The following is a 23,002-nucleotide window of genomic DNA, read 5'->3' as shown; positions in this document are numbered from 1 at the left end:
AGCACAAGCGAAAGGAATCCGCACCATGTCTCAACCACGCGAAGTACGCGCGCCGCGCGGAACCGAACTATCCGCCAAGTCCTGGCAGACCGAAGCCCCGCTGCGCATGCTCATGAATAACCTCGACCCAGAGGTTGCCGAGCGTCCCGAGGACCTCGTGGTCTACGGTGGCACCGGCCGTGCCGCACGTAGCTGGGAAGCTTTCGATGCCATCGTAGAGTCCCTTAAGGATCTCGAGTCCGACGAAACCCTGCTCGTGCAGTCCGGCAAGCCGGTAGGCATTTGGAAGACCAACGAGTGGGCACCGCGCGTTCTCATCGCCAACTCCAACCTCGTGGGCGACTGGGCAAACTGGGAACACTTCCGCAAGCTCGAGGACGAGGGCCTCATGATGTACGGCCAAATGACGGCCGGCTCCTGGATCTACATCGCTACCCAGGGCATCCTGCAGGGCACCTATGAGACCTTCGCAGCTGTCGCTCGCAAGCGCTTCGGCGGCACCCTCGCCGGCACCTTCACCCTTACCGGCGGATGCGGCGGCATGGGCGGCGCACAGCCGCTGTCCGTCACCCTCAACGGCGGCGCTTGCCTCATCGTGGATGTGGACGAGACCCGCCTCAAGCGCCGTCAGTCCAAGCGTTACCTCGATGAAGTTGTCACCGACCTGGATGAGGCTCTTAAACTCGTGCTTGCCGCGAAGGCGGACAAGCGGCCGCTGTCTGTTGGTCTCGTGGGCAATGCCGCAGAAGTATTCCCTGAGGTACTGCGCCGCCAGCGTGCCGGCGAGTTCACCGTAGATGTGGTCACCGACCAGACCTCTGCGCACGATCCGCTGTCCTACCTGCCAACCGAAATCACCGTGGAGGACTGGCACAACGAAGCCAAGGCTGACCCGACCACCTTCACCAAGAAGGCACGCGAGTCCATGGCAGCACAGGTCCAGGCCATGGTGGAGTTCCAGGACGAAGGCGCTGAGGTCTTCGACTACGGCAACTCCATCCGTGATGAGGCCCGTCACGCGGGTTACCAGCGCGCCTTCGAGTTCCCAGGTTTCGTTCCGGCCTACATCCGCCCGCTGTTCTGCGAGGGCCTTGGCCCGTTCCGCTGGGCAGCGCTGTCCGGCGACCCAGAGGACATCAAGGTCACCGACCAAGCTCTCAAGGAGCTCTTCCCGGACAACGAGCATTTGCACAACTGGCTCGACGCCGCTGAGGAGTACGTCGAGTTCGAAGGACTGCCGGCACGTATCTGCTGGCTGGGCTACAACGAGCGCCACAAGGCTGGCTTGCTCTTCAACGAGCTGGTCCGCGACGGCAAGGTCTCCGCACCAATCGTCATCGGCCGCGATCACCTAGACTCCGGTTCCGTGGCCTCCCCATACCGCGAGACCGAGTCCATGCTCGACGGCACCGATGCCGTAGCCGACTGGCCGCTGCTCAACGCCATGACTGCCGTTTCCTCCGGCGCTACCTGGGTCTCGCTCCACCACGGTGGCGGCGTGGGCATGGGCCGTTCCATCCACGCGGGCCAGGTCTCCGTGGCCGACGGCACCGAGCTGGCCGCCGCCAAGCTGCGCGCGGTGCTCACCAACGACCCGGGCATGGGCGTTATCCGCCACGTGGATGCAGGCTACACTCGCGCCAAAGAAGTAGCCGACGAGCGCGGCGTACGCATCCCAATGGAGTTCAAGGCGCGCGACTAGGAGCGAAAATGACGATGAGCACCCTGTTTACTGGAATCTCTGAACTGCGCACGGTTAGTGATGCGGGCACGCTTAACGACGCCGCCCTTGTGGTCACCGACGGCACCATCTCCTGGGTGGGCCCGGCGGATAAGGCACCTGCGGCTGACGACGCCGTCGACCTCGGCGGCCGTGCCGTCCTGCCGGGCTGGGTGGACTCGCACACCCACATGATTTTCGACGGAGATCGCTCCGCCGAATTCGAAGCTCGTATGGGTGGAGGTACCTACCAAGCAGGGGGCATTGCTGTCACCATGGATGCCACGCGTTCGGCAGGTGAGGAGCGCCTCGAAGCCCTCCTCATCGACCGCATCGCGGCTGCTCACAAGGGCGGCACCACGACGCTGGAGACCAAGACCGGCTACGGCCTTAACACCGAGTCCGAGATTCTCGCCGCACAGGTGGCCTCCCGCCACGTCGACGACGTCACCTTCCTTGGCGCACACCTCGTCCCGCCAGGAGCTCAGGCCGAGTCATACCTCGACGAGGTGGTTGGTCCCATGCTCGACGGCGTCGCCCCGTATGTGCAGTGGATTGACGTCTTTTGCGAGCGCGGCGCCTTCGACGAGGCGCAGTCTCGCCGCGTCCTGGCCGCCGGCATCGAGCGTGGCCTTGGCGTTCGCGTGCACGGCAATCAGCTAGGCGAAGGCCCCGGCGTGGCGCTCGCGGTCGAACTGGGCGCAACGTCCGTCGACCACGTCAACTACCTCAGCGACGCGGACGTCGAGGCGCTTGCTTCCTCGAACACCGTGGCCACCATGCTGCCTGCCTGCGACCTGTCTACCCGTGAGCCCCTCGCACCGGGCCGGCGTCTGCTCGATGCCGGTGCAACCGTGGCCATCGCCTCGAACCTCAACCCGGGCACCTCATACACTTCGTCGATGAATTTCTGCGTGACCACCGCAGTCTTGCAGCAGCACCTTTCCTTGGATGAGGCGATCCGTGCCGCAACCTATGGCGGCGCGCAAGCCTTGCGTCGCCACGACGTCGGCGGTGGCGTCGACGCCCAAGGCCGCCCAGCCAAGGGCACCATCGTCGAAGGCGCGGCAGGCGATCTCCACGTCCTCGACGCACCCAGCGCCATCCACCTGGCATACCGCCCAGGCATGCCGATGACGTGGCGAACCTACGTGGCAGGAAAACGCGCCTTCTAGAGATAGGCAGCGATGGTCTTGGCCATTTCCTCCTGCCCCAGCGGGGTAGGGTGCATCGGAAACGCACCAGTTTCGGTGCCCGCGAGATCAACCCAGCGTTGATCCGCGGGCGCGCAGCCGGTGTGTTTCTCTATCTCAGGCGGCATCACGTACTGCGCACCGGCGCGCAGCGCAGCCTTTTCCACCTCGACGTTGATTTGTGAAATTTTCAGCGTGAACCACAGCCGGTCCACGTCACTGACCTTGGCGATTTCAGGGCACGTTGCCCCGGTGTCGGCGTCGGCAAGCAACGGCATATATCCCGTGGCAAACACCTTGGCCCGTGGCGCGCGCCGCTCCAACTCCCGGTAGACGCCGTCCAACTTCGCGGGCAGCGCGGCCAGCGCGGCGTCGATTTCCGCCCCGTGTAGCTCCGCGCAGTTGAGGCCACTGGTGTTCATGGCGCAGCTGGTCAGAACGCCGAATCCCGCGTCGTTGCCGCCAATCGACAACGTCACCACATCCGTCGTCGAATCCACCGCATCGATTTGTGGCGGCAAATCCGCCCGCGGCCCCAGCACATGATCGGTCAATGCACCCTGGCACGTCAGGTCATTGAGCTGCATCCCGGTGAGCTCTTGCAGCTTGGTGGGGTAGTTGTCCGTGGCGCGCTCGCACCACCGTGGCCCCGAGTGCGGGCCTTGGCGCGTTCCCATCGACGCATAAGAATCACCAAGTGCCACATAGCTGAGTTGTTGCGCCGGCGCGTCCTGCGGGGCGGGGGAATTCTCCGGCGCAGAAGCACACCCGCTGCCAACTAAGACAAGAGCAAGCAGCGGTCCAACAGTTCGCGCGCGGTGGGTCATGCGGGCGATTGTACTGTTCCCTCATCGTTCAAGCCCTCGTGGGCCTCCAAGACGTTGGAAACGACGGCGCCCTGGCAGGTGACGTCGGTAAGCTGCGTGTGTAAATCGCCTGCCACAGCGGGGTTGTGTGACCGTTCGGAGCCTCGCTGGTCTATGTGTTTGTGCACACCTTTCGAATGGGTTTAGCTCGTTCAATAGCTAATGCACAATGTTTAACGTACTGTGGGACGAGCAATGAGCATTACCGATAACGCCACCGGCGGCGTAAACGAGCCGGAAGAATTCAATAAGTCGGAATCTCAGGAAATCTCGCAAGGTGACGTTGAAACCACCGGGGCTGCGAATAACCCTGAGGACACCGGCGCTGAAGATACTTCAGCCAACGACAATTCCCAGGGGTTTGCAACTCTCGGCCTGCCAGAAGAAGTTCAGCAGGCGGTTGCGAAGGTCGGCTTTACTCAGCCATCCCCAATTCAGGAACAGACCATCCCGATCTTGATGGAAGGCCGCGACGTCGTGGGCCTCGCCCAGACGGGTACCGGTAAGACCGCAGCTTTCGCGCTGCCGGTTCTATCCCAGGTTGACCCAGAAGTCCGCCACCCACAGGCGCTCGTCCTCGCGCCCACGCGTGAGCTTGCCCTGCAGGTCGCAGACTCCTTCCAGTCCTTTGCTGACCACCTAGGCCGCATCGAGGTGCTGCCCATCTACGGTGGCCAGGCATACGGCATTCAGCTTTCTGGTCTGCGCCGTGGCGCACAGATCATCGTCGGCACCCCGGGCCGCGTCATCGACCACCTGGAGAAGGGCTCCCTGGACATTTCCCAGCTGCGCTTCTTGGTCCTCGATGAGGCCGACGAGATGCTGAACATGGGCTTCCAGGAAGACGTTGAGCGCATTCTGGAAGACACTCCTGAGGAGAAGCAGGTCGCGCTGTTCTCGGCAACCATGCCGAACTCGATTCGCCGCCTGTCCAAGCAGTACCTCAACGATCCTGCTGAGGTTACTGTTAAATCCGAGCGTCGTACGAACGACAACATCACCCAGCGTTACCTTTTGACCCCGCACCGTCAGAAGATGGATGCGTTCACCCGCATTCTCGAGGTCATTGAGTATGACGCAATCATCGTCTTCTGCCGTACGAAGCACGAGACCGAAGAGGTTGCAGATTCGCTTCGCGACGCCGGCTACAATGCTGCTGCCATCAACGGCGATATCGCCCAGCAGCAGCGTGAGCGCACCGTTGACCAGCTCAAGGATGGCCGCTTGGACATCCTCGTGGCTACCGACGTTGCAGCACGTGGTCTCGACGTTGACCGCATTACCCACGTGGTTAACTACGACATCCCGAACGACACCGAATCTTATGTTCACCGCATTGGCCGTACCGGCCGTGCAGGACGTACTGGTGAGGCAATCCTGTTCGTGACCCCGCGTGAGCGCCGCATGCTGCGCTCCATTGAGCGCGTGACCAACGCTCGCCTTGAGGAAATGGACCTGCCTTCTGCTGACGCAGTCAACGAGAAGCGCAAGGAAAAGTTCTTGGCCAAGATCGGCGAGTCCTTAGGCGATAAGCAGTTCGAGTTCTTCCGCGATATGGTTCGCGAGTACTCCGCTGCCAACAACGTTGCGATGGACGATATTGCTGCGGCACTCGCAGTGCAGCTGCAGGGCGGCAAGGACTTCCTGCTCAAGGAACAGCCAGCGCCGAAGCGCGACCGCCGTGACCGTGACCGCTTTGATCGTGGGGATCGCCGCGACCGTGGTGACCGCGGTGGACGTGGCGGCTTCCGTGACCGCGACCGTGGCCCGCGCCGTCCGGATGGCGACTTTGAGACCTACCGCTTGGACGTGGGCAAGCGCCAGAACGTGCGCCCGGGTGCCATCGTTGGTGCTCTGGCAAACGAGGGCGGCCTGTCCTCCAAGGACTTCGGCCGCATCACCATTGCGGTGGGCCACACCCTGGTTGACCTGCCGAAGAACCTCGACCCGGCCGTGCTGGACCGTCTGAAGGACACCCGCATTTCTGGTCAGTTGATCAACATCGCAAAGGACACTGGCCGCCCGCCGCGCCGTGACTTCGATGACCGCGGTGACCGTGGCGGACGTCGTGACGACCGCCGTGGTGGCTACCGCGACCGCAATGACCGCGGCGGCCGTGGTCGCGGTGGTTACCGCGACCGCGACGACCGTGGCGGACATGGACACCGTGATGACCGCCGTGGCGGTTGGCGCGACTAGTAACGTGAGCTGACGAAGGCGCTGCCTTCCCCGAAACAGGGGAGGTGGCGCCTTTTTGCTGCGCGTATTCGGAGCTTTGTAGCGGGCTCTTTTCTAAAACAACAACCTTGGAAACCCAGAGCCTGAGGTCGCGGATCGTGGCCGTGGTTGGCGCTCGGATGGCGAGCTGGGGTTCTGGGCATCCAGGTCTGGGCATCTAGGTCTGGGTTTCCTAGGGAAGGGAGGGCACCCGGGCCAGGCGCGGAGTTACCGGAAAACGCGAAAAGCCGCGAGTCCGAAGACCGCGGCTTGAGTGCTTGGGTGTCCTAGATGAACATCAGGATTGCGCAGATCATCCAGAGCAAGTTGAAGATGCCGGAGAAAGCAGCCAGCTGCTTTTTCGTGCCCTCCACGTCAACAGCGCCAGCGCCCTCGAGTGCGGCGACGGCCTTCTTCTGCTTCGGGATGATTAGGAAGAAGAGCAGGCACCATGCGATGACGGCGAGCAGGATTGCAATGTGGAACTGAATATCGGACTTATATGCAGCCAGGTCAGTCAGGAACACCGCAATACCCAGCACCGGCACAATAGCGGAAATGTAGCCGTAAGTGTTGGTGATGTTGTGCAGAACGCGTGTCGCACCGCTACCAGCCTGATCGCCCTTTGCCGCGTTTAACAGTTGGCCGGGGAATGCAGAGGTAGCAACGCACACCGGACCGATGAGCAGCACTGCTGCGAGGACGTGAAGAATGATCAGAAAACTAGACATGGATGCCTTTCACAAAGTCATGGGGTCACAAGCAGTCTAGCCATTGGGCAGCCGGAAATCGAACCGACACTGCCTGCGCATCGTGCGTACATCTGCAGCTGGAAGGGGCAAATCATATTTGCGTGCCACGGCCGCAAGCCGGCGGGAGTAGTCGCATCGGTTAGCAGGCGGGAGCCACTCAGAGGGCAAAGAGTCAGACTTTGCTTGGTTCAAGGCCTTGTCCGTGGCCACGAGGTTCAAAGGATCGTTGGCAAACTCCGCCTTGCGCTTATTATCCCAACCCCACGCCCCCATGTCCCACGCCGCCGAGAGCGGAAAGACGTGGTCGATTTCCACGGCCGGGGGATTATGCAGCCCGGAGTACGGATCCGCAAGCCCCATTGGCGTCGTCTGTGCAGCGCGAACAGTGTCCTTGGTGGAGGGCAGCCAGCCGCCGAAAAGTTCGCGGTCGTAGCCCAAGATGCGCACGCGCTCCGGGGTAGTGCTCACGCCCAGGGGAGGCCCCGGCGCCCAGAAATTGAGGGCCCACAACGCAGAAACCGCGCACAGTCCGGCCAGATAATAGTGCTTCATGCACTATTTAGACTGAAGCGGACAGGTGCGCGGTTCCGTGGCTATAGAAGCTTGTGGGGGGAAGTTACTTCTGAACCTGCTCAGCAGCTTGCTCGAAGTCTAAGTTCTTGTTTTCTTCCACCAGTTTGGCAAGCTTGGAGGCTTCCTCGAACTCGGCCATAACCTTTGGCTCTGGAGCCTTGGTGACCAAGGAGACCACAACCGTGGTGATAAGGGAGATGGCAAAGCCTGGGACGAGCTCATAAAGGGCGTCGGAAAGCGGCGACATGCCCCAGCCGATAGCCACGATGGCACCGGTCACCATACCGGCAATCGCGCCGGTGGAGTTCAGGCGCTTCCAGTGCAGGGACAGCAGCACCAGCGGGCCGAATGCGGAACCGAAGCCAGCCCAAGCGAAGCCGACCAAGCCCAGGATGGAATCGGAAGGATTAATCGCCAGGACTGCCGCGATGACCGCGATGCCCACAACCGCAGTGCGAGAGAGGTTGATCAGCACGTCCTGGGATGGCTTCTTCTTTGCGAAGATGAGGAACAGATCCTCAATCAGCGAGGTGGAAACCACGAGCATCTGGGAGGACATGGTGGACATGATTGCTGCCAGAACTGCAGTCAGAACCAGGCCTGCGAACAGTGGGTGGAACATGACCTGCGCCATGTCCAGGAAGATGGTCTCGTAGTTTTCCTGGTCGGTGATGGAGTGGTTGGTCTGGGTGAAGAAAACCGTGCCGGCCAGCGCAACGAAGACGGCGCCGATCAGGGAAAGCAGCATCCAGCCGATGCCGTAGAAGCGGCCGGCGCGGGCGTCGGAAGGCTTGCGCAGCGCCATGAAGCGCACGATGATGTGCGGCTGTCCAAAGTAGCCCAGGCCCCACGCCAGGTTGCCGATGATGACCGCGGCAGAAACACCGGAGAAGAGCGAGAAGTAGTTGGGGTTCTCAATCACACCGCCCGTGGCGTAGGGATTGTTAGCGGCGAAGCTGAAGATCTGGCCTGGGTCGTCCAAGGCCATGATGGCCATAATCGGGACGATGATGAGAGAAGCGAACATGAGCAAGCCCTGCACGGTATCGGTGTAGGAAACAGCAAGGAAGCCGCCCACGAAGGTGTAGAACACCGTCACTGCCGCGACGATGAGCATGCCGACGAGGTAGTCGCCGCCGAAGGTCGACTCGAAGTAGCGGCCACCCGACACCATGCCCGAAGAGACATAGAAGGTGAAGAAGAATATGATGATCGCCGCGGAAAGAACACGCAGCAGACGGGACTTGTCGTGGAGGCGGTTTTCGAAGAAGGACGGCACCGTAATCGAGTTGCCGGCAATCTCAGAGTAAGAGCGCAGACGCGGCGCCACCCACTTCCAGTTGGCCCATGCGCCAACCAGTAGGCCGATGGCCATCCATAGCTCAGACATGCCTGTCAGGAACAGGGCGCCGGGCAGGCCCATGAGCAGCCAGCCGGACATGTCGGATGCGCCAGCAGACAATGCTGCAACGAACGGGTGCAACCCACGGCCGCCGAGAACATAGTCGTCATACTGATCTGTTTGCTTGTAGCTCCAGAAACCGATGGCGGCCATCGCGAGCAGATAGACAATCATCGCCACGACGTACCAGGTGGAATCTTGCACTGATTTCTCCTCGTAGTTTGAGAGTAGGACCATCCCACGTTAACGAGACGTGGGTAACAACCCAATGCTTTTCTGGGGATTTGTTGGCAAGAAGCTGCCCTGCGCACAGCTGGTTGTAATGTTTTAACAGTGTAAACGCAAAGTTATAACGAGGAGATAACGATTGCGTTCGGCGGCAATAATTGCTCGAAAACCTCAAAACATGCCCCCAAATGGTGCGCTGCTAGACTGGTAGCTATGGCTTCTTACCTTATCCATGGCCTGTGGCTCCCAGTTTCGGGACTTAGTCTATGGATTGAGCAGGTAGAAGGGCACAAAATTGTTATGCCTTCCGCCGTTCCCGAAGGGACCTTTCCTGAGGCAGTCGAAACAATTTTGGGCAAGAAATCCTTCCGTAATCGAGCGCGAGTTTCCTTGCGCACGCCCAAGGGCAAGGACGTCTCCCTCATGGTGCCCATGGCGATGTTTGCGCCCGAGGAGGCCGTGGCCACTCTGGCCAAGCTGGAGTTCCTCGATTCCCTAAGTCAGGCCGCCACGCCCGAGCAGAAGGCAACCATCGCCCCAGACCTGCTGTGGCTTATTCGCGTCTACCGTGGACTTAGCAAGTTTGTGCGTGCCGGACGTGTGACGATCCGCTTGGCCTACCAGGCAGGCGAGTGGTACCCCATGTGGCAGCTGGCCTCTGGTTTGGGTGAGCGTGGCTGGCTCGCGGAGATGCTCGCGGCGGCGCCTGGCATTCTGACAATTAATAACAGGGCCTTGTCCGATGACATGGCGGATGAGCTGACGCACTGGATTGCGTTTATGGTTTTACGCCCGCTTGCCGACGCCCCGCGCCCGGCACCGTGGCACGACTTTGCGCAGGCGATGCTGACGACGTCGCCAGTGAAAAAGGGTCGTGCGCAGCTGCTGCGCGGCCTCAACGAGTGGAAAGACTCGATTACTTCGGTGGACCTGCAGCTCGTCTTCATCGTGGAGGAGCCGCCCAAGGATGAGGACCCTGAGACCTCAGTGTGGCCGATTCGCGTGCAGGTGCGCTCCGGCACCGACGCACCACAGCCCATCGTGTTGGATCAGCTCGATAGGGGCAGCGTGGAGAAGCTACGGAACTCACAGCGCAAGGCCCTGACCTTGGCGCCGCGCCTGCGCGAGTCCTCCGGAATCCCTGACTATGACGCGGGTGACTGGGACGTATTCCTGGGCACTGATGATTTGGTGGAGTTCATCGCCAAGGACGTGTCCGCACTCAAGGCGGCTGGCTTTACCGTCATGCTGCCCAAGGCATGGGCACACATGGAGACCAAGGCCAAGCTGGAGACCCGCGAGGTCCGCGATCCCGCTGAGGGCTCTACCAAGGCGCACTTGGGCATGGACAAGCTGGTGGAATATGACTGGCACCTGTCCGTAGGCGACACCGATCTGAGCGAAGAAGAGATGCGCCAGCTGGTGCAGTCTAAGTCCGGGCTTATTCGCCTCCGCGGCGAATGGGTCATGGCTGACACGCAGGCGCTGTCCAAGATCTCGGAGTATATGGACAAGCTCGCGGAGACGGCTCGCAAGCGCAAACAGAAGGAGCTCGAGCGCCTGGCCGCTGCCGCAGAGATGGCGCGGAAGCTGGAGCAACCGGGCTGGCAGGCGTTGGTGGCGGACGTCGAAAAACGGCTCAAAGAGTTCAACGACGGTGAGACCGCGCAGGTTTCCGTGGCGGAGCTGCGCGAGCTGGCCTTGCAATCCATGGCTGAAGAACCGGTGGAGTTCACCGGCTCGACGTGGCACGCTTCGCTGCTGGGCGGCATGGACACCGTGGCACCCGCGCGCATCGAGATTCCAGAAACCGTCAATGCCGAGCTGCGCGAGTACCAGCGGCGCGGCGTGGATTGGCTTTATTGGATGTCCCGCAACAATATTGGCGCGGTGCTGGCCGACGACATGGGCTTGGGGAAGACCCTGCAGTTGCTAACCCTGCTTGCTGTCGAGCATCAAGATAACCCCGAGGTCAAGCCCACCCTCGTGGTGGCGCCTACCTCCGTGGTGGGCAACTGGGCGCGCGAGGCCGCGAAGTTCGTCCCGCACCTGAAGGTGCTGGTCCAGCATGGTTCGAACCGACTTAAAGAGACAGAGCTGGTCAAGGCCGCCGAGTCCGCAGACCTCGTCATTACCTCCTACGGCACCGTGGGACGCGACTTCCTCACGCTGGGCAAGGTCGAGTGGGATCGCGTGGTGCTCGACGAGGCGCAGGCGATCAAGAACGCGGCCACGCGCTCGTCGAAAGCCGTGCGTTCGCTGCCGTCGCGCCACCGCATTGCGCTAACAGGCACGCCGGTGGAGAACCGCCTCTCTGAGATGCGCTCCATCCTGGACTTCTGTAATCCTGGCGTGCTGGGCAGCGCGTCCTTCTTCCGCAATCACTTTGCCAAGGCCATCGAGCGCGAGAACGACGACACCATGGCCGAGCGCCTGCGCCTGCTTACCGCGCCGTTTATCTTGCGTCGCCTGAAGACGGACCCGAGTATCATCGATGACCTGCCGGAGAAGTCCGAGCAGATCATCACCGTCGCGATGACCCCCGAGCAGGCGGCCTTGTACAAGGCGCTTGTCGACGACGTGCAAAAGGCACTGGAGACACGCGAGGGCATGTCGCGGCGCGGCCTGGTGTTAGCGTCTTTGACTCGCATCAAGCAGATTTGTAACCATCCGGCGCACTACCTGGGCGACGGTTCCTCGGTCACGTTGAAGGGCAAGCATCGCTCGGGCAAGGTCGAGGAGCTTATGCGGATCGTGGACCAGGCGATTGAGTCTGAGGAGCGCATCCTCGTGTTCACGCAGTACAAGGCATTCGGTGACATCTTGCAGCCTTATCTCACCCAGCAGTTAGGGCGCGAGATTCCTTTCCTGCACGGTGGCGTGACCAAGAACAAACGCGACCAGATGGTGGAAGATTTCCAATCCCCGGACGGCCCGCCGGCGATGATTCTCTCGCTCAAGGCGGGTGGCACGGGCCTGAACCTGACGGCGGCGTCGATTGTCGTGCACATGGACCGCTGGTGGAATCCGGCCGTGGAGAACCAAGCCACCGACCGCGCGTTCCGCATTGGTCAGCAGCGCAACGTGCAGGTGTACAAGATGATCACCGCCGGTACTTTGGAGGAGTCTATTCAGGACATCCTCGACGGCAAGATGCATCTTGCTGGCGCCGTGGTGGGCGAGGGCGAGGGCTGGCTCACGGAACTCGATCCCGAGCAGCTGGCCCAGTTGATGAGCTACAAGGAGGCTGACTAATGGCGCGCTATACCTCGGGTAATTCCGGCAAGGGCTCAGAAGATAACGTCATCTACGCCAACTTTGGTGCGCGCAAACGCGTGACCTCCCCGGAGGAGGTAGGCCGCGTCTCGCGCGTGCACAGCATGTCTCCGGCTGCCACGCGCATCGTGTCCTTTGTGAACAAGGACGCGGACAGCGGGCGCATTACGCGCGGCCGGCAATACGCAACTGGCGGTCATGTTGTGGGCCTGGACGTGCGCAACGGTGCCGTTCACGGCAAGGTGGCCGGCTCGCAGAACGAGCCCTTTACCGTCCTCATTCAGGTGCCGTATCGCACTAATGATGACATCGCGACGCTGAGCCAGATGTTTGCCCGCACGCCGAACTCCATTGCTAATGCGCGCGACGGCCTGCTTAGCGAGGAAGCGCTCGACATCCTCATCGCTGAGGACCCAAGCGACATGCGCTTTTCCTGCACCTGCCCGGACCCGGAGTACGTGTGTAAGCACGTGATCGCGGTGGCGGACCGCTTGGCTACCCGCATCGACGCGGATTCCTCCGTCGTCTTTGCCCTGCGTGGGCTCGACTTTGGACGCCTTGAGCAGTCCGTGATGGAACAGGCCAAGGCTGTCTCGGAGGATAGTTTTGCTGGAGCGGGGCTTTCTACCGAGGAGCGCAATGAGCTGTTCTGGGGCGGGCGGCAACTGCCCGATATGCCGCGGCCAAAGGTGGCGCCGGCCGTGGATGATTCGGACCCAGAGTTGCTGCGAAAAGCCATGCGTGCAGTAAGCCATACGAACATAGATTTGCTTCGAGCGGTCTCTGATGTCGAGGACCTCTACTATCATCTGACGCACTGATTCTTAAAAGGGGGAAACTCATGGTCAAGTTCATTCATACTTCTGATTTCCAGTTAGGCATGACGCGGTGGTTTCTGGAGGGGGAAGCCCAGGCACGCTTTAACGACGACCGCATGGAGTCCGTGGTGCGTCTTGGCGAGCTGGCGCGCGAGACGGGCGCGGAGTTCATCGTCGTGGCCGGTGATGTCTTCGAGCATAATGCGTTGAGCAAGAACACGTTGAGCCGCGCGAAGGAGACCTTCCGCAACCTGCCGGTGCCGGTCTACCTCTTGCCCGGCAACCACGATCCACTCGTGGCTGATTCGGTGTTGCGCAAGCCATTTGCTGACAATGTTCACGTCATCGCGGACTTTGCACCCATTGAGTTTCGTCCTGGAGTAGAAATCGTTGGCGCCCCGTATCTGACCAAGCGGGCCAACTATGACTTGGTGCGCGAGGCGCTTGCCCCGCTGGAGCCATACGACGGCGTGCGTATTGCGGTAGGTCACGGCCAGGTCGAGGCGCGCGATTCGGAAGCGGACGTCATCGATCTGCGCTTCGTGGAGGAACAAATCGAGGCGGGCGTCATTGATTACTTGGCCCTCGGGGATACCCACTCCACGCAGGAGCTGGGCTCAAGCGGCCGGGTATGGTTCTCCGGCAGCCCTGAGACCACCGCCTTTGATGACCGCGAGCGTGGCTCAGGCAATGCGCTGATAGTGACGGTCGACGGGGGAGAGGTCGACGTCGTCAAGCATCGCGTGGGCCGCTGGCACTTCCGGGCGCTGGAGGCCGACGTGAACTCCATGGAAGACGTGGAGCGTTTCTTGAAGGAAGTCGATGAGCTGCCGTACAAGAGGCGCACGGCTGTGAAATATGGCTTGCGCGGCACCGTGGGGCTGGAGGCGCAGGCGCGGCTCGAGCAGGGACTGGCGGATCTGGAGCCGGTGTTTGCCTCGCTGCGCCCGCGTGAGCGCACCATGGATTTGCACCTTGCCCCGTCGGAGGAGGAGCTGGCCAACCTTGACCTGCATGGATTTGCCGCCGATGCTTTGGCCGACCTGGTGGGCAATCTTCATGACCCGGTTGCGCGTGATGCCGCCAACCTGTTGTTCCGACTTACCGCAAAGGAGGCCTAGGCCATGAAGCGACTTCACTCCATCGAGATCCACAACGTCCGCGGCGTTGAGCACCTGCGCGTCGACGAGCTTCCGGAAACAGGCGTGGTGGTCATCCACGGTGAGAACGAGGCCGGAAAGTCCACCATCGTTGAGGCCATTGACACCGTACTGACGGAGAAGCACTCGGGCGCCTCGAAGAAGATTAAGGCGCTCAAGCCGGTGCATCGCGACGCATCACCGGAGGTCAGACTTGAGGCGACCGTGGGCCCGTATCGCTTCCGCATTCACAAGCGGTGGCTGAAGAAGAAGATCTCTGAGCTCCACGTTCTTGAACCACGCCCCGCGCAATTTACCGGTGGCGCGGCCGATGACGAGCTCGACCGAATCCTCTCAGAGCATCTGGATCGCCAGCTTCTCGACGCCCTCTTCCTGCGCCAGGATGACCTAGGTTCCGGCGTGGCTGCGGTCGGCATTCCATCGGTGACCAGTGCGCTGGAATCTGCTTCCGGGATGGACACCGCTGTGGCCGAGGACTCCGAGCTCATCACGCGAGTACAGAAGGAATACGAGAAGTACTTCACCGCACGGACCGGGGCGCCGGCCAAGGAATACAAGGACGCGCAGACCCGGGTGAGCGAGGCCGAGTCCGTGCAACAAGATGCTGAGCAGGCATTACGCCAACTTGACGACGTCGTGATCAAACACGAAGCTGCCCAGCAAGCCAAGGCGGAGGCTGAGCAGGCTTTGCCGGCCGCTGAGACAGAACTCGCCCAGCGCGAAACTGAGGTCGCGGAGGCTAGAGCAGCACTGGAGAAGATCGAGGCTCAAAAAGCAGAGCTTTCCCGTGTCGAGGCGGAACTGGAGACTGCACGCGAGGCCGTGGAGCGGCGCCGCGCGATGGCACAGGACGTGGCAATCGCAGCAGAGGCAGTCGAGGCCTTGGCGGCCAAGGTCGAGGAGCTTAAACTGAGCACCGCGCAGGAAGAGGAAGTCCGTGAGCAGCTTGCAGGCAAGCTCGCCGAGGCACAGAAGTCTTATGAAGCTGCCCGCAAGCAACTGCAGCTTGCGCGCCGCTTCCATGAGAAAAAGCAGTGGGAAGCGTTGGGGCAGCGCCTTGCGGGGCTAAAGGAACTCGACGCTGAGCTCAAGCGCCGCCGCAGCCAACTTGCCGAGGCGCCTGAGGTGGGCGATCTGCGCGCGCTTGAACAAGCAGCCACTGAGGTAACCGTCCAGGAACGGGTTCACGCCGCTGCCGCTGCCAAGCTCGTGTTTAGCGGTGAGGGCGCCTTCGTCGTCGACGGTGAAGAGCGAAATGTGCCTTCCGAAACTGGCAGTGAGGCTACCGATGCAGGTGCCACCGTTCAGCTGCGCGACGGAATGGCCTTCGAGTTCGGCGCGTTGCGCGCGACGTATCAAGCTGGCGCAGGTGAGGCATCAGAAGATACCCTGCAACATGTGCGGGCCCGGCTCGCGGAACTTTTGGATGCGGCCGGCTGCGAGTCGGTCGAGGAAGCCCGCGCGAAAAACGACGAGTACCAGCGTTTGCGCAGTGCCGTGGAGCAGGCACAGCGGGAGCTTAAGGCTGCTCTTGGCGCCGATGATTTGGGCGAGCTAGAAGCCCGACATGCGGCCCAAGCGGACAGCTTTGAAGGGGTAGCAGAGCTGGAGGAACAGGGCGAGCAGGACCAAGTTTCTTTGGTGGATGCGGAGGCAGCAGAGGAGGCGGCACGCGTTGCTGTAACCGGCGCTGAGAAGGAACTTGCTCCGTACCGGGAGAGTTCGACAGCAGCGGTGTTGGCCGGTGCCCAGGCTCGTCATGAGGCGGCCGTCGAACATCATGATTCAGCCGACGCAGCGCTGCAGAAGGCTAGGGAAGTGGCAACGGACGCGGCGCTGGACTCTGCGGTTGCAGCGGCGGAGGAGAAGCTCACCCGGCAACGCGGAGTCTTGGCCGAACTTAGCGCCGTGGACGTCGATACTGTGTTTGCGCTTTATGAGGGGGTTAAGGAAGAGGTCCGGAGCCTGCACAACACCGTGCACGATGCGGATGGTGATATGCGTGAATACTCCGGCCGCATCGAGATGCACTCGGGCGTGGCGGAACGGCTCGAATCTGCGAACGCAGAACTGGAGATTGCTCGGGAAGTGCTGGCCGCGGTGGAAAAGCGTGCCAACGCAGCGCGATACCTGCGGGAGCTCTTGCTCACGCACCGCGATGCGGCACGTCAGCGCTACGCGCAACCCTTCGTCACCAAGCTCAACGGGCTCGCCCGTAAGGTTTTCGGTGGCGACGTGGATTTCGAACTCTCTGAGGAGCTTGTGGTCACGGCGCGCAGCCGCGATGGTCAGACCGTAGATCTTGGTTCCCTCTCGGGCGGGGCCAAGGAACAGATGGCCATTCTTACGCGCTTTGCAATAGCGGGATTGGTGCAAGATGACGGAGTACCCGTTATTGTTGACGATGCTCTTGGATCTACCGACTCGACTCGACTCAACCTTATGGCCACGTTGTTTGCTCAAGTGGCCAAGCACTCCCAAGTATTGGTGTTAACATGCATGCCACAGCGATATGCACGTGTACCCAGCAGGGTAGAACTGGATATAGAAGCGTTAAAGGGATAGCTTTCTAATACCTAAACGAATGTGTAAAGTTGTTGACATGACTACAGAAACTCGGTGGCTAAACGAAGAAGAGCAAGAGCTGTGGCGCCTCATCCTCGGTTCTATTCGCAAGATTAACCGCGGCATGGAGGAAACCCTCATGGCTGGGGGCGAGGTCTCAATGTCAGAGTTCGCCGTTCTCGTTGCACTTTCCGAGGCAGAAGGCAATGAGCTGCGTTTGCGTGAGCTTTGCGCGGACTTGGAGTGGGACCGTTCACGTACCTCCCACCAAGTAACGCGTATGGAAAAGCGTGGTTTGGTCACAAAGTCCAAGAGCGTCGGTGATGCGCGAGGCGTCATCGTTCGTATTACCGATGAGGGCCTTGAGCGTCTCGAACGCGCCGTGCCCGAACACGTAGAGTCTGTGCGCCGCATAGTCTTTGACCATCTCAACGAGAAGGACATTCCATCCCTTGTTAATTTCTTCCAGGGAATTCTCGCAGTCAACAACGTGCCTGGGTATGACGGCTTCGTTCCGGACGAACTGCTGCATGGCAGGTGCACCGTGGATGAAAAGAATTAGTTATCTCAGCAGGCTCTTACCTGCTTTAGTGTTTTGTGGGGCAATCACCACCTAAGGGAGGAATCACCATGATGGGGCAAGAGCTCTTTGAGCATCCCAAGTCGCAGTACCCGATTTATAACGTTGCGGTCCTAGACGGGCTAGGAGATCCCGAGTCGCACCTGAATGGCACTGCCTCTGAAGCGGAGTCCGCTGCGATGGAGGAAGCCCTCGACAAGTATCCTGATGCCGCGATTACTTTCGACGAGGAATCGGGCCACTGGATAGTCGGCGCAGAGGCAGATATAAACCGTATGTTCGCTGATAGGGACGCCTTCGTGGAGGCGTTAGAGAACAATGAAGACCCCGGAGTGTAAATCTTGCCAATTCGGTGTCAATAAAACGGTGGATAACTACGAATTCATAACGATCTACTGCTAAAGTTATCCGCAGTGATTTCTCTTGCTAGGCGGAGTGTGCCTAGCGGTTTCAGGCGCAGTGAAAGGAAACAACGGATTATGAACGAATACGAGGCACAGGAACAGCGCGAAGCAGCTGCACGTGACAAGGCTGACGGCTGGGTTTCCGTGTTTGTCCAGTGGATCCCTAACATGCTTTTCGCATTCGTTCTGGTTACCGCCATGTTCCTCGGAATGTACTACATCGAGCACGGCACCCTTGATATCACCCAGGAGATCGTAAACCCATTCATCAAGTAGTACTTGGAGAACTCAAAGCTCAATAGCTAAATATTAAAATGGCGGCCCATCTTCTGGACCGCCATATTGTTGTTTTTAAAGCCTGCCGCAATTAGTGCTGCTCGTTCGGATCGTTGTCCGCGTCTTCCTTGGTCTCGTGGATGGTGCCCTAAACGTGATCCGGGGCGGCGTAGATGGAGTAGAGCTTTACCGGCTCGGAACCCTCGTTGACGAAGTTGTGCCACTTGCCAGCTGGTACGAAGACGGCAAAGTCGTCTTCGACTACCTGGTCGATGTCCAGGTTGTTCTTGTCTTCACCAATCATGATGCGGCCCTGGCCGGACTCGAGGCGCAGGAACTGGTCATGGTCATCGTGGACCTCCGCGCCGATTTCGCCGCCGTCCTGCCATTGCCTCTTATGCCGTTCGGACTTTTTGTGGTTGCGCATGGATATCACGCCGAAGGCGATACCGATGACGATGGGCACCCACACCTTCGAGTTATTGAGCAAGAAAACCATCCACTCGGGCAGCGGCGGGAGGTCAGGGAAATTGATGTTCGGCCAGTTGATGTCTGGCCAATCGATACTGATGGTTGGCAGATGGATTTGGGGAAGCTCGGGGAGATCTGGCAGATCTGGCCAGTCGATGTCGGGGATAGGCAGCAAGTCGAAAAGCTTGCGCAGGATTGGGCCGAGCACGATAACAGCCAACGCCCATCCGCCTTTACCAAGGCCTGCAAGAAGGGGATAGGCCACGCGTTTAACGGGGCTTTGCTCCATCTCTTCGCGACGCTGCGCTCCACGGCTGCCAGCTGGTGGCTCAAACTCGACCACCTCTGAGCCGTTGTGATAGGTCACCTCGATCAACTCGTCGAGGGCATTCGCGTGGAGCTTGAGGTGCGGCTTCGTGCGGTTGACAAGCTCTATGCTGCGTAGCTCGTCGGTATCGATTTGTTTTAGTGCCACTCGCGCCGAAGACAACGAGGTGTACCTTCCAAGGACTTCGCTATCGAGGCAAACTTGCACGCGAATAGGTGGATTATTAATGAATGCCCGGATTCTTTCTTTAAGCGGCATGTTGGCGTCCAGGGCGGTGTATTCTTGCTCGCTCGGTTCTTGCGGCCAGTCTTCATAAGCTTCAGCAAACTCCACATCTGGGCCGACCGTGACTTCGAGTTTTCCGGCCTCCGGATGGTCAAGAGTCCACGTTTCCATGATCTAGGCCTTCCTTCCTGTTAACCAGCTGCCCAACCAAGCAAGCAGGACGACTTCAACTGCGTAAATCCACGTAGCGGTGTTGTAGTAGACCTTGGTAGAAAGCCAGAACATAAAAGCCGCAATGAGCGGAAAGGACAGCGTATAGCGGAAGAGCCGGCCATCCAGCATGCCCAATGCCAACGCCATCACTGGCAGCAGCACCAGCATGGACACAGTCGCTGTACCCCCACTAAGAGCCGCGCCCACAATCCCCGGCACCACGAAGAACGCTAACGCGGTTGCGATAAACGAGAGGTAGGCCTGCTTCGGACGAGACGTCGAATCCATGGCCCTGACCTTACAGCCCGCGGGATCATTCTTAGGAATGATTCTTTGACTTCGAGCGGCAGGGGGATTCCTATCGAAATAGATTGAAAAGAATTCGCTGTCTTTGACCTAAAGTCTGCCTAATGTCTGAACTCTTAACTATGAGTTGAAAGATAAGGGGCGAAGGTAAAACCCTCGCCTGCTGGGGTTGAACGCCGAGAAAGCGAGGGGAGAAATTGTGCCCCCGACAGGGATCGAACCTGCGACCTTCGGTACCGGAAACCGATGCTCTAATCCGCTGAGCTACGGAGGCAAAAGATATGCGGCATGCGCCAGATATCAACGGTGTGATTCTAGCGCATGCTGTCACCAAGTAGCCAATACGGGGGCTACTTAGTGGTGTGGCGTCTAGCTAGCCTGGCTACTTCACGATGACCACGATGAGGTCGCGCGGACCGTGGACGCCCTCCACACGGGAGAGCTCAATGTCAGAGGTAGCAGACGGGCCGGAGATCCACGTAGCGGGGAAGTCCGGGTTAATGCGAGAGACCATCTCCGGAACTCCGTAGACGATCTGGTCCTTGCGCACGATGCAGACGTGACGATCCGGAACCAAAGTTAGGGCGCGGCGACCACACAGTGGGCCGGCTTCTAGCACGATGGTGCCAGTCTGTGCCGAGGTGACGTGGGACTCGGTCAGCACAGCATCAACGGTGTCGAGTTCGCGCGGATCCGAAGTTGGATCGTCAGGGGTGAAGGTGGCGTTGGACGTGATGGCGTCGATAAGCGCTGCGTCCATTCCCTGAGCGTAGGTGACCTTGGAGCATTCCTTGTTAGTGAAAATCTGGGAAATGGTCTCTGCCAGCTCAGCCTCGGTGGTCACGTGGACTTCGGCCTTGTAATCCTCGAGGCGTTCCACAAGCATGTCACGCAGCTCGTCGGCATTGAGCATGCCCTCGGTGTCGTACTCACGCGGTGCCTCCACGTGATCGGACAAGCCTGCCTGTTTCTGCGCGGTGCGAATGCGCTTCAGGATCTCTTCTTTGGCGGTACTCACTTGATGCCCTCCTTCTTGGCCTGGGCGAGCAGTTCTTTAGCTTCATCGGAGTCGAACCACTGACGGAAAGACTTCTTTGGTGGAACAGCAGTATCGCGGGCATCGGACCACCCGGACAGGAACAACGGGAGCTTGTCCATCACTCCGTTGAATCCGCCGAGAACGCGGCCCAGCGCAACCATGTGCGTGACCTGGTTCCAGATCTTCGGGTGACCCCAGACCAGCTGAACCACGCTGAAGAGCTTGGACTCGACTGGTGGGGTAGCGTGGGTGACCTTTTGGTGGCGGTTCTCCAGGATGACCTCAGAAAGCGGAATCTTCACCGGGCAAACCTCGTCGCAGCGTCCACACAGGGAGCATGCATAAGGCAGGCTGGCGGAAGGATCGTGGTGGTCCTTCATACCGGTCAGCTGTGGGGTCAGGGAGATGCCAATCGGGCCAGGGTAAACGGAGCCGTATGCGTGGCCGCCGGCGCGCTCGTAGACCGGGCAAACGTTAAGGCAAGCCGAGCAACGGATGCATTTGAGAGCCTGGTGGCCAATCGGGCTGGACAGGGCAGCGGTACGACCGTTGTCCAAAAGAATCAGGTGGAAGTTCTTCGGGCCGTCGTTTTCAGTTACGCCCGCCCACATGGAGGTGTATGGGTTCATGCGCTCTGCTGTGGAAGAACGCGGCAGCAGCTGCAGGAAGACCTCAAGGTCCTGGAAAGTTGGCACGAGCTTTTCGATGCCCATCACGGTAATCAGGGTCTCCGGCAGGGTCAGACACATACGGCCATTGCCCTCGGACTCCACAATGTTGATGGTGCCGGTCTCGGCAACGCCGAAGTTAGCGCCGGAGATGGCAACCTTGGCCTTCATGAACTGTTCGCGCAGGAAGGTACGAGAAGCCTCCGCGAGTTCGGCTGGCTCAGCCTTTAGGGATTCATCCGTGTGCGGCATTTTGTTGACGAAGATGTCACGGATTTCGGCACGGTTGCGGTGGATGGCCGGAACCAGGATGTGGGAGGGCTTATCCTCGCCCAGCTGAACGATGAGCTCAGCCAGGTCGGTTTCGCGGGCATTGATCCCTACGGACTCGAGGTGCTCGTTCAGGCCGATTTCCTGGGTTGCCATGGACTTGACCTTGACGATGTCGGTCTCGCCGGTCTCGCGGATAAGGCCCTCGATGATTTCGTTGGCTTCCTTAGCGTCGCGTGCCCAATGGACGATGCCGCCGCGCTTGGTTACCTGCTCCTCGAACTGCTCGAGAAGTTCCGGCATGCGGGCAGCAACGTCTTCTTTGATTGCGGAGCCGGCGTCGCGCAGCTTCTGCCAGTCCGGCAGCTCTTCGACGGCGTTGGCACGCTTATTACGAATGGTGGTGGTGGCGTGGTGCAGGTTACGACGCTGGGTCGCGTTGTTGAGGCCAACGTGGGCGAGTGGAACGAATGCCTTCTCGCCGCGGAGGTTGCCGTAGCCCTCCGGCGCGCGAGGCGGGGTGGTGTCGAGGAAGGAAGTCATTAGAGCATCTTCTCCTTGGAGTAAGCGGCCGTCTCAGGGGTCCAAGGGTGTTCCTTGGTGGAGGCCAAGATTTCAGCCATGTGCAGCACGCGAACGCCGCTGCGCTGGCGCGCTAGTGCGCCGCCGATGTTCATAAGGCAGGAAGAGTCACCGCCGGTGAGGTACTCGGCTTCGGTGTCCTTCACGTGGCGGGTTTTGTCAGAAACCATGGCCTGGGAGACCTCTGGGTTCTTAAGTGAGAAGGTGCCGCCGAATCCACAGCACTCTTCGACGTTTTCGAGCGGCACGAGGTCGATTCCCTCGACCTTGCTCAGCAGCTGGTACGGGCGGTCACCGAGCTTCAGGAAGCGCAAGCCGTGGCAGGAAGCATGGTAGGTGACCTTGTGCGGGAAGAAAGCGCCGAGATCGGTGCGCTGCTCGATGTCCACGAGGAATTCGGGCAGGTCCAAGGTCTTCTGGGAGGCCTTTTTAGCGCCATCCACGTCAGCGGAGGAGCCGAACCGGTCAGCAATCTTGACGTGCTGCTCACGAACTGCGCCAACACACGAGCCGGAGGCGGAAACCACGTAATCGATGGAAGGATCTGCGAACGCGTCCGCGTAGCTGCGGATCATGCCCAGTGTTTCCTTCTGGTAACCAGTATTGATGTGCATCTGGCCGCAACAAGTTTGCTCTTCCGGGAAGACCACTTCGTGGCCCAAACGGGAGAGGATTAGTGCGGTTGCCTTGTGAGCGTCCGGGAAGAGGGCGTCACCAATGCACGTAGAAAAAAGTGCAATTCGCATGCTTGCGCTCCTTTAACTGCCCAGTATGTGCCATGGAAGTCAGCGCGTACTTGGGTGGGCTAATTTTTATGGGTGTGCCTTAAATAATACCGATAAAAACGCAGAATTTCATAGTGAAAATGCC

Annotated in this window: 18 protein-coding genes, 1 tRNA gene and 1 pseudogene; 10 read left to right on the top strand and 10 right to left on the bottom strand. The window is 60.0% G+C overall.

The annotated features are described in order from the left end of the window. Positions 1-25: 25 nt before the first annotated feature. Together hutU and hutI are read left to right on the top strand one after the other, a co-directional pair. On the top strand, positions 26-1,702 hold the full coding sequence (hutU, locus tag I6I72_RS01695) for a urocanate hydratase (protein ID WP_049151786.1): 1,677 nt from the start codon (positions 26-28) through the stop codon (positions 1,700-1,702). Between the two features lie 14 nt (positions 1,703-1,716). After that, complete coding sequence (gene hutI / locus I6I72_RS01690; RefSeq protein WP_201807770.1) at positions 1,717-2,895, top strand: imidazolonepropionase; 1,179 nt, start codon at positions 1,717-1,719, stop codon at positions 2,893-2,895. Here hutI and I6I72_RS01685 read toward each other — a convergent pair. Further along, positions 2,892-3,740, bottom strand: a complete 849-nt coding sequence (locus I6I72_RS01685) for an SGNH/GDSL hydrolase family protein (protein WP_049151788.1) — start codon at positions 3,738-3,740, stop codon at positions 2,892-2,894. The two genes, hutI and I6I72_RS01685, sit on opposite strands and share 4 nt — an antisense overlap. A gap of 234 nt (positions 3,741-3,974) precedes the next feature. On the opposite strand from I6I72_RS01685, the gene I6I72_RS01680 reads away from it, so the two are divergent. Further along, on the top strand, positions 3,975-5,978 hold the full coding sequence (locus tag I6I72_RS01680) for a DEAD/DEAH box helicase (RefSeq protein ID WP_201807359.1): 2,004 nt from the start codon (positions 3,975-3,977) through the stop codon (positions 5,976-5,978). Between the two features lie 305 nt (positions 5,979-6,283). Here I6I72_RS01680 and I6I72_RS01675 read toward each other — a convergent pair whose 3' ends face one another. The 3 genes from I6I72_RS01675 to putP all read right to left on the bottom strand — a co-directional run bounded on the left by I6I72_RS01675 (position 6,284) and on the right by putP (position 8,927). Then, a complete protein-coding gene (locus I6I72_RS01675) occupies positions 6,284-6,727 on the bottom strand; it encodes a hypothetical protein (RefSeq protein ID WP_005531974.1) in 444 nt (147 codons plus the stop codon). Positions 6,728-6,763: 36 nt separating this feature from the next. Beyond that, positions 6,764-7,300: an HNH endonuclease family protein gene (locus I6I72_RS01670; protein ID WP_053085005.1), complete on the bottom strand. Its 537-nt coding sequence runs from the start codon at positions 7,298-7,300 to the stop codon at positions 6,764-6,766. Between the two features lie 64 nt (positions 7,301-7,364). Then, complete coding sequence (gene putP, locus I6I72_RS01665) at positions 7,365-8,927, bottom strand: sodium/proline symporter PutP (RefSeq protein WP_049166729.1); 1,563 nt, start codon at positions 8,925-8,927, stop codon at positions 7,365-7,367. A 237-nt stretch (positions 8,928-9,164) separates the two neighbouring features. On the opposite strand from putP, the gene I6I72_RS01660 reads away from it, so the two are divergent. The 7 genes from I6I72_RS01660 to I6I72_RS01630 all read left to right on the top strand — a co-directional run bounded on the left by I6I72_RS01660 (position 9,165) and on the right by I6I72_RS01630 (position 18,030). Further along, positions 9,165-12,206, top strand: a complete 3,042-nt coding sequence (locus I6I72_RS01660; protein WP_049166726.1) for a DEAD/DEAH box helicase — start codon at positions 9,165-9,167, stop codon at positions 12,204-12,206. Next, positions 12,206-13,048 carry an SWIM zinc finger family protein gene (locus tag I6I72_RS01655; RefSeq protein WP_005531981.1) on the top strand — a complete coding sequence of 281 codons (843 nt, stop codon included), beginning with the start codon at positions 12,206-12,208 and terminating at the stop codon, positions 13,046-13,048. Before I6I72_RS01660 ends, I6I72_RS01655 begins: the two co-directional genes overlap by 1 nt. A 20-nt stretch (positions 13,049-13,068) precedes the next feature. Then, positions 13,069-14,166 (top strand): metallophosphoesterase family protein, encoded by a 1,098-nt coding sequence (locus tag I6I72_RS01650; RefSeq protein ID WP_049166725.1) that lies wholly within the window; start codon positions 13,069-13,071, stop codon positions 14,164-14,166. A gap of 3 nt (positions 14,167-14,169) precedes the next feature. Beyond that, positions 14,170-16,770 carry an AAA family ATPase gene (locus tag I6I72_RS01645; protein ID WP_201807341.1) on the top strand — a complete coding sequence of 867 codons (2,601 nt, stop codon included), beginning with the start codon at positions 14,170-14,172 and terminating at the stop codon, positions 16,768-16,770. Positions 16,771-16,807: 37 nt separating this feature from the next. Then, a complete protein-coding gene (locus tag I6I72_RS01640; RefSeq protein ID WP_034657594.1) occupies positions 16,808-17,332 on the top strand; it encodes a MarR family winged helix-turn-helix transcriptional regulator in 525 nt (174 codons plus the stop codon). 68 nt (positions 17,333-17,400) lie between these two features. Then, positions 17,401-17,688 carry a hypothetical protein gene (locus I6I72_RS01635; protein ID WP_005531991.1) on the top strand — a complete coding sequence of 96 codons (288 nt, stop codon included), beginning with the start codon at positions 17,401-17,403 and terminating at the stop codon, positions 17,686-17,688. 141 nt (positions 17,689-17,829) lie between these two features. Beyond that, positions 17,830-18,030 (top strand): hypothetical protein, encoded by a 201-nt coding sequence (locus I6I72_RS01630; RefSeq protein WP_005531992.1) that lies wholly within the window; start codon positions 17,830-17,832, stop codon positions 18,028-18,030. A 148-nt stretch (positions 18,031-18,178) separates the two neighbouring features. Here I6I72_RS01630 and I6I72_RS01625 read toward each other — a convergent pair. The 6 genes and pseudogenes from I6I72_RS01625 to I6I72_RS01600 form a co-directional block, all read right to left on the bottom strand. Next, positions 18,179-18,409, bottom strand: a pseudogene (locus I6I72_RS01625) (cupin domain-containing protein); the annotation flags it as partial. Between the two features lie 819 nt (positions 18,410-19,228). Beyond that, on the bottom strand, positions 19,229-19,555 hold the full coding sequence (locus tag I6I72_RS01620) for a hypothetical protein (protein WP_049166722.1): 327 nt from the start codon (positions 19,553-19,555) through the stop codon (positions 19,229-19,231). 218 nt (positions 19,556-19,773) lie between these two features. Continuing rightward, positions 19,774-19,847 (bottom strand) — tRNA-Arg (locus tag I6I72_RS01615). A gap of 108 nt (positions 19,848-19,955) precedes the next feature. Further along, positions 19,956-20,591, bottom strand: a complete 636-nt coding sequence (locus tag I6I72_RS01610) for a LutC/YkgG family protein (RefSeq protein ID WP_201807339.1) — start codon at positions 20,589-20,591, stop codon at positions 19,956-19,958. Further along, on the bottom strand, positions 20,588-22,093 hold the full coding sequence (locus tag I6I72_RS01605; RefSeq protein ID WP_005531999.1) for a LutB/LldF family L-lactate oxidation iron-sulfur protein: 1,506 nt from the start codon (positions 22,091-22,093) through the stop codon (positions 20,588-20,590). Before I6I72_RS01605 ends, I6I72_RS01610 begins: the two co-directional genes overlap by 4 nt. Beyond that, the gene (locus I6I72_RS01600) at positions 22,093-22,878 is read right to left on the bottom strand and encodes a (Fe-S)-binding protein (protein ID WP_046645516.1); all 786 of its coding nucleotides are present in this window, start codon (positions 22,876-22,878) and stop codon (positions 22,093-22,095) included. Before I6I72_RS01600 ends, I6I72_RS01605 begins: the two co-directional genes overlap by 1 nt. Positions 22,879-23,002: the final 124 nt, after the last annotated feature.

The sequence above is a fragment of the Corynebacterium striatum genome (assembly GCF_016728105.1).
GTDB classification, from domain to species: domain Bacteria; phylum Actinomycetota; class Actinomycetes; order Mycobacteriales; family Mycobacteriaceae; genus Corynebacterium; species Corynebacterium striatum.
This window is presented reverse-complemented; position numbering and strand designations above follow the sequence as displayed.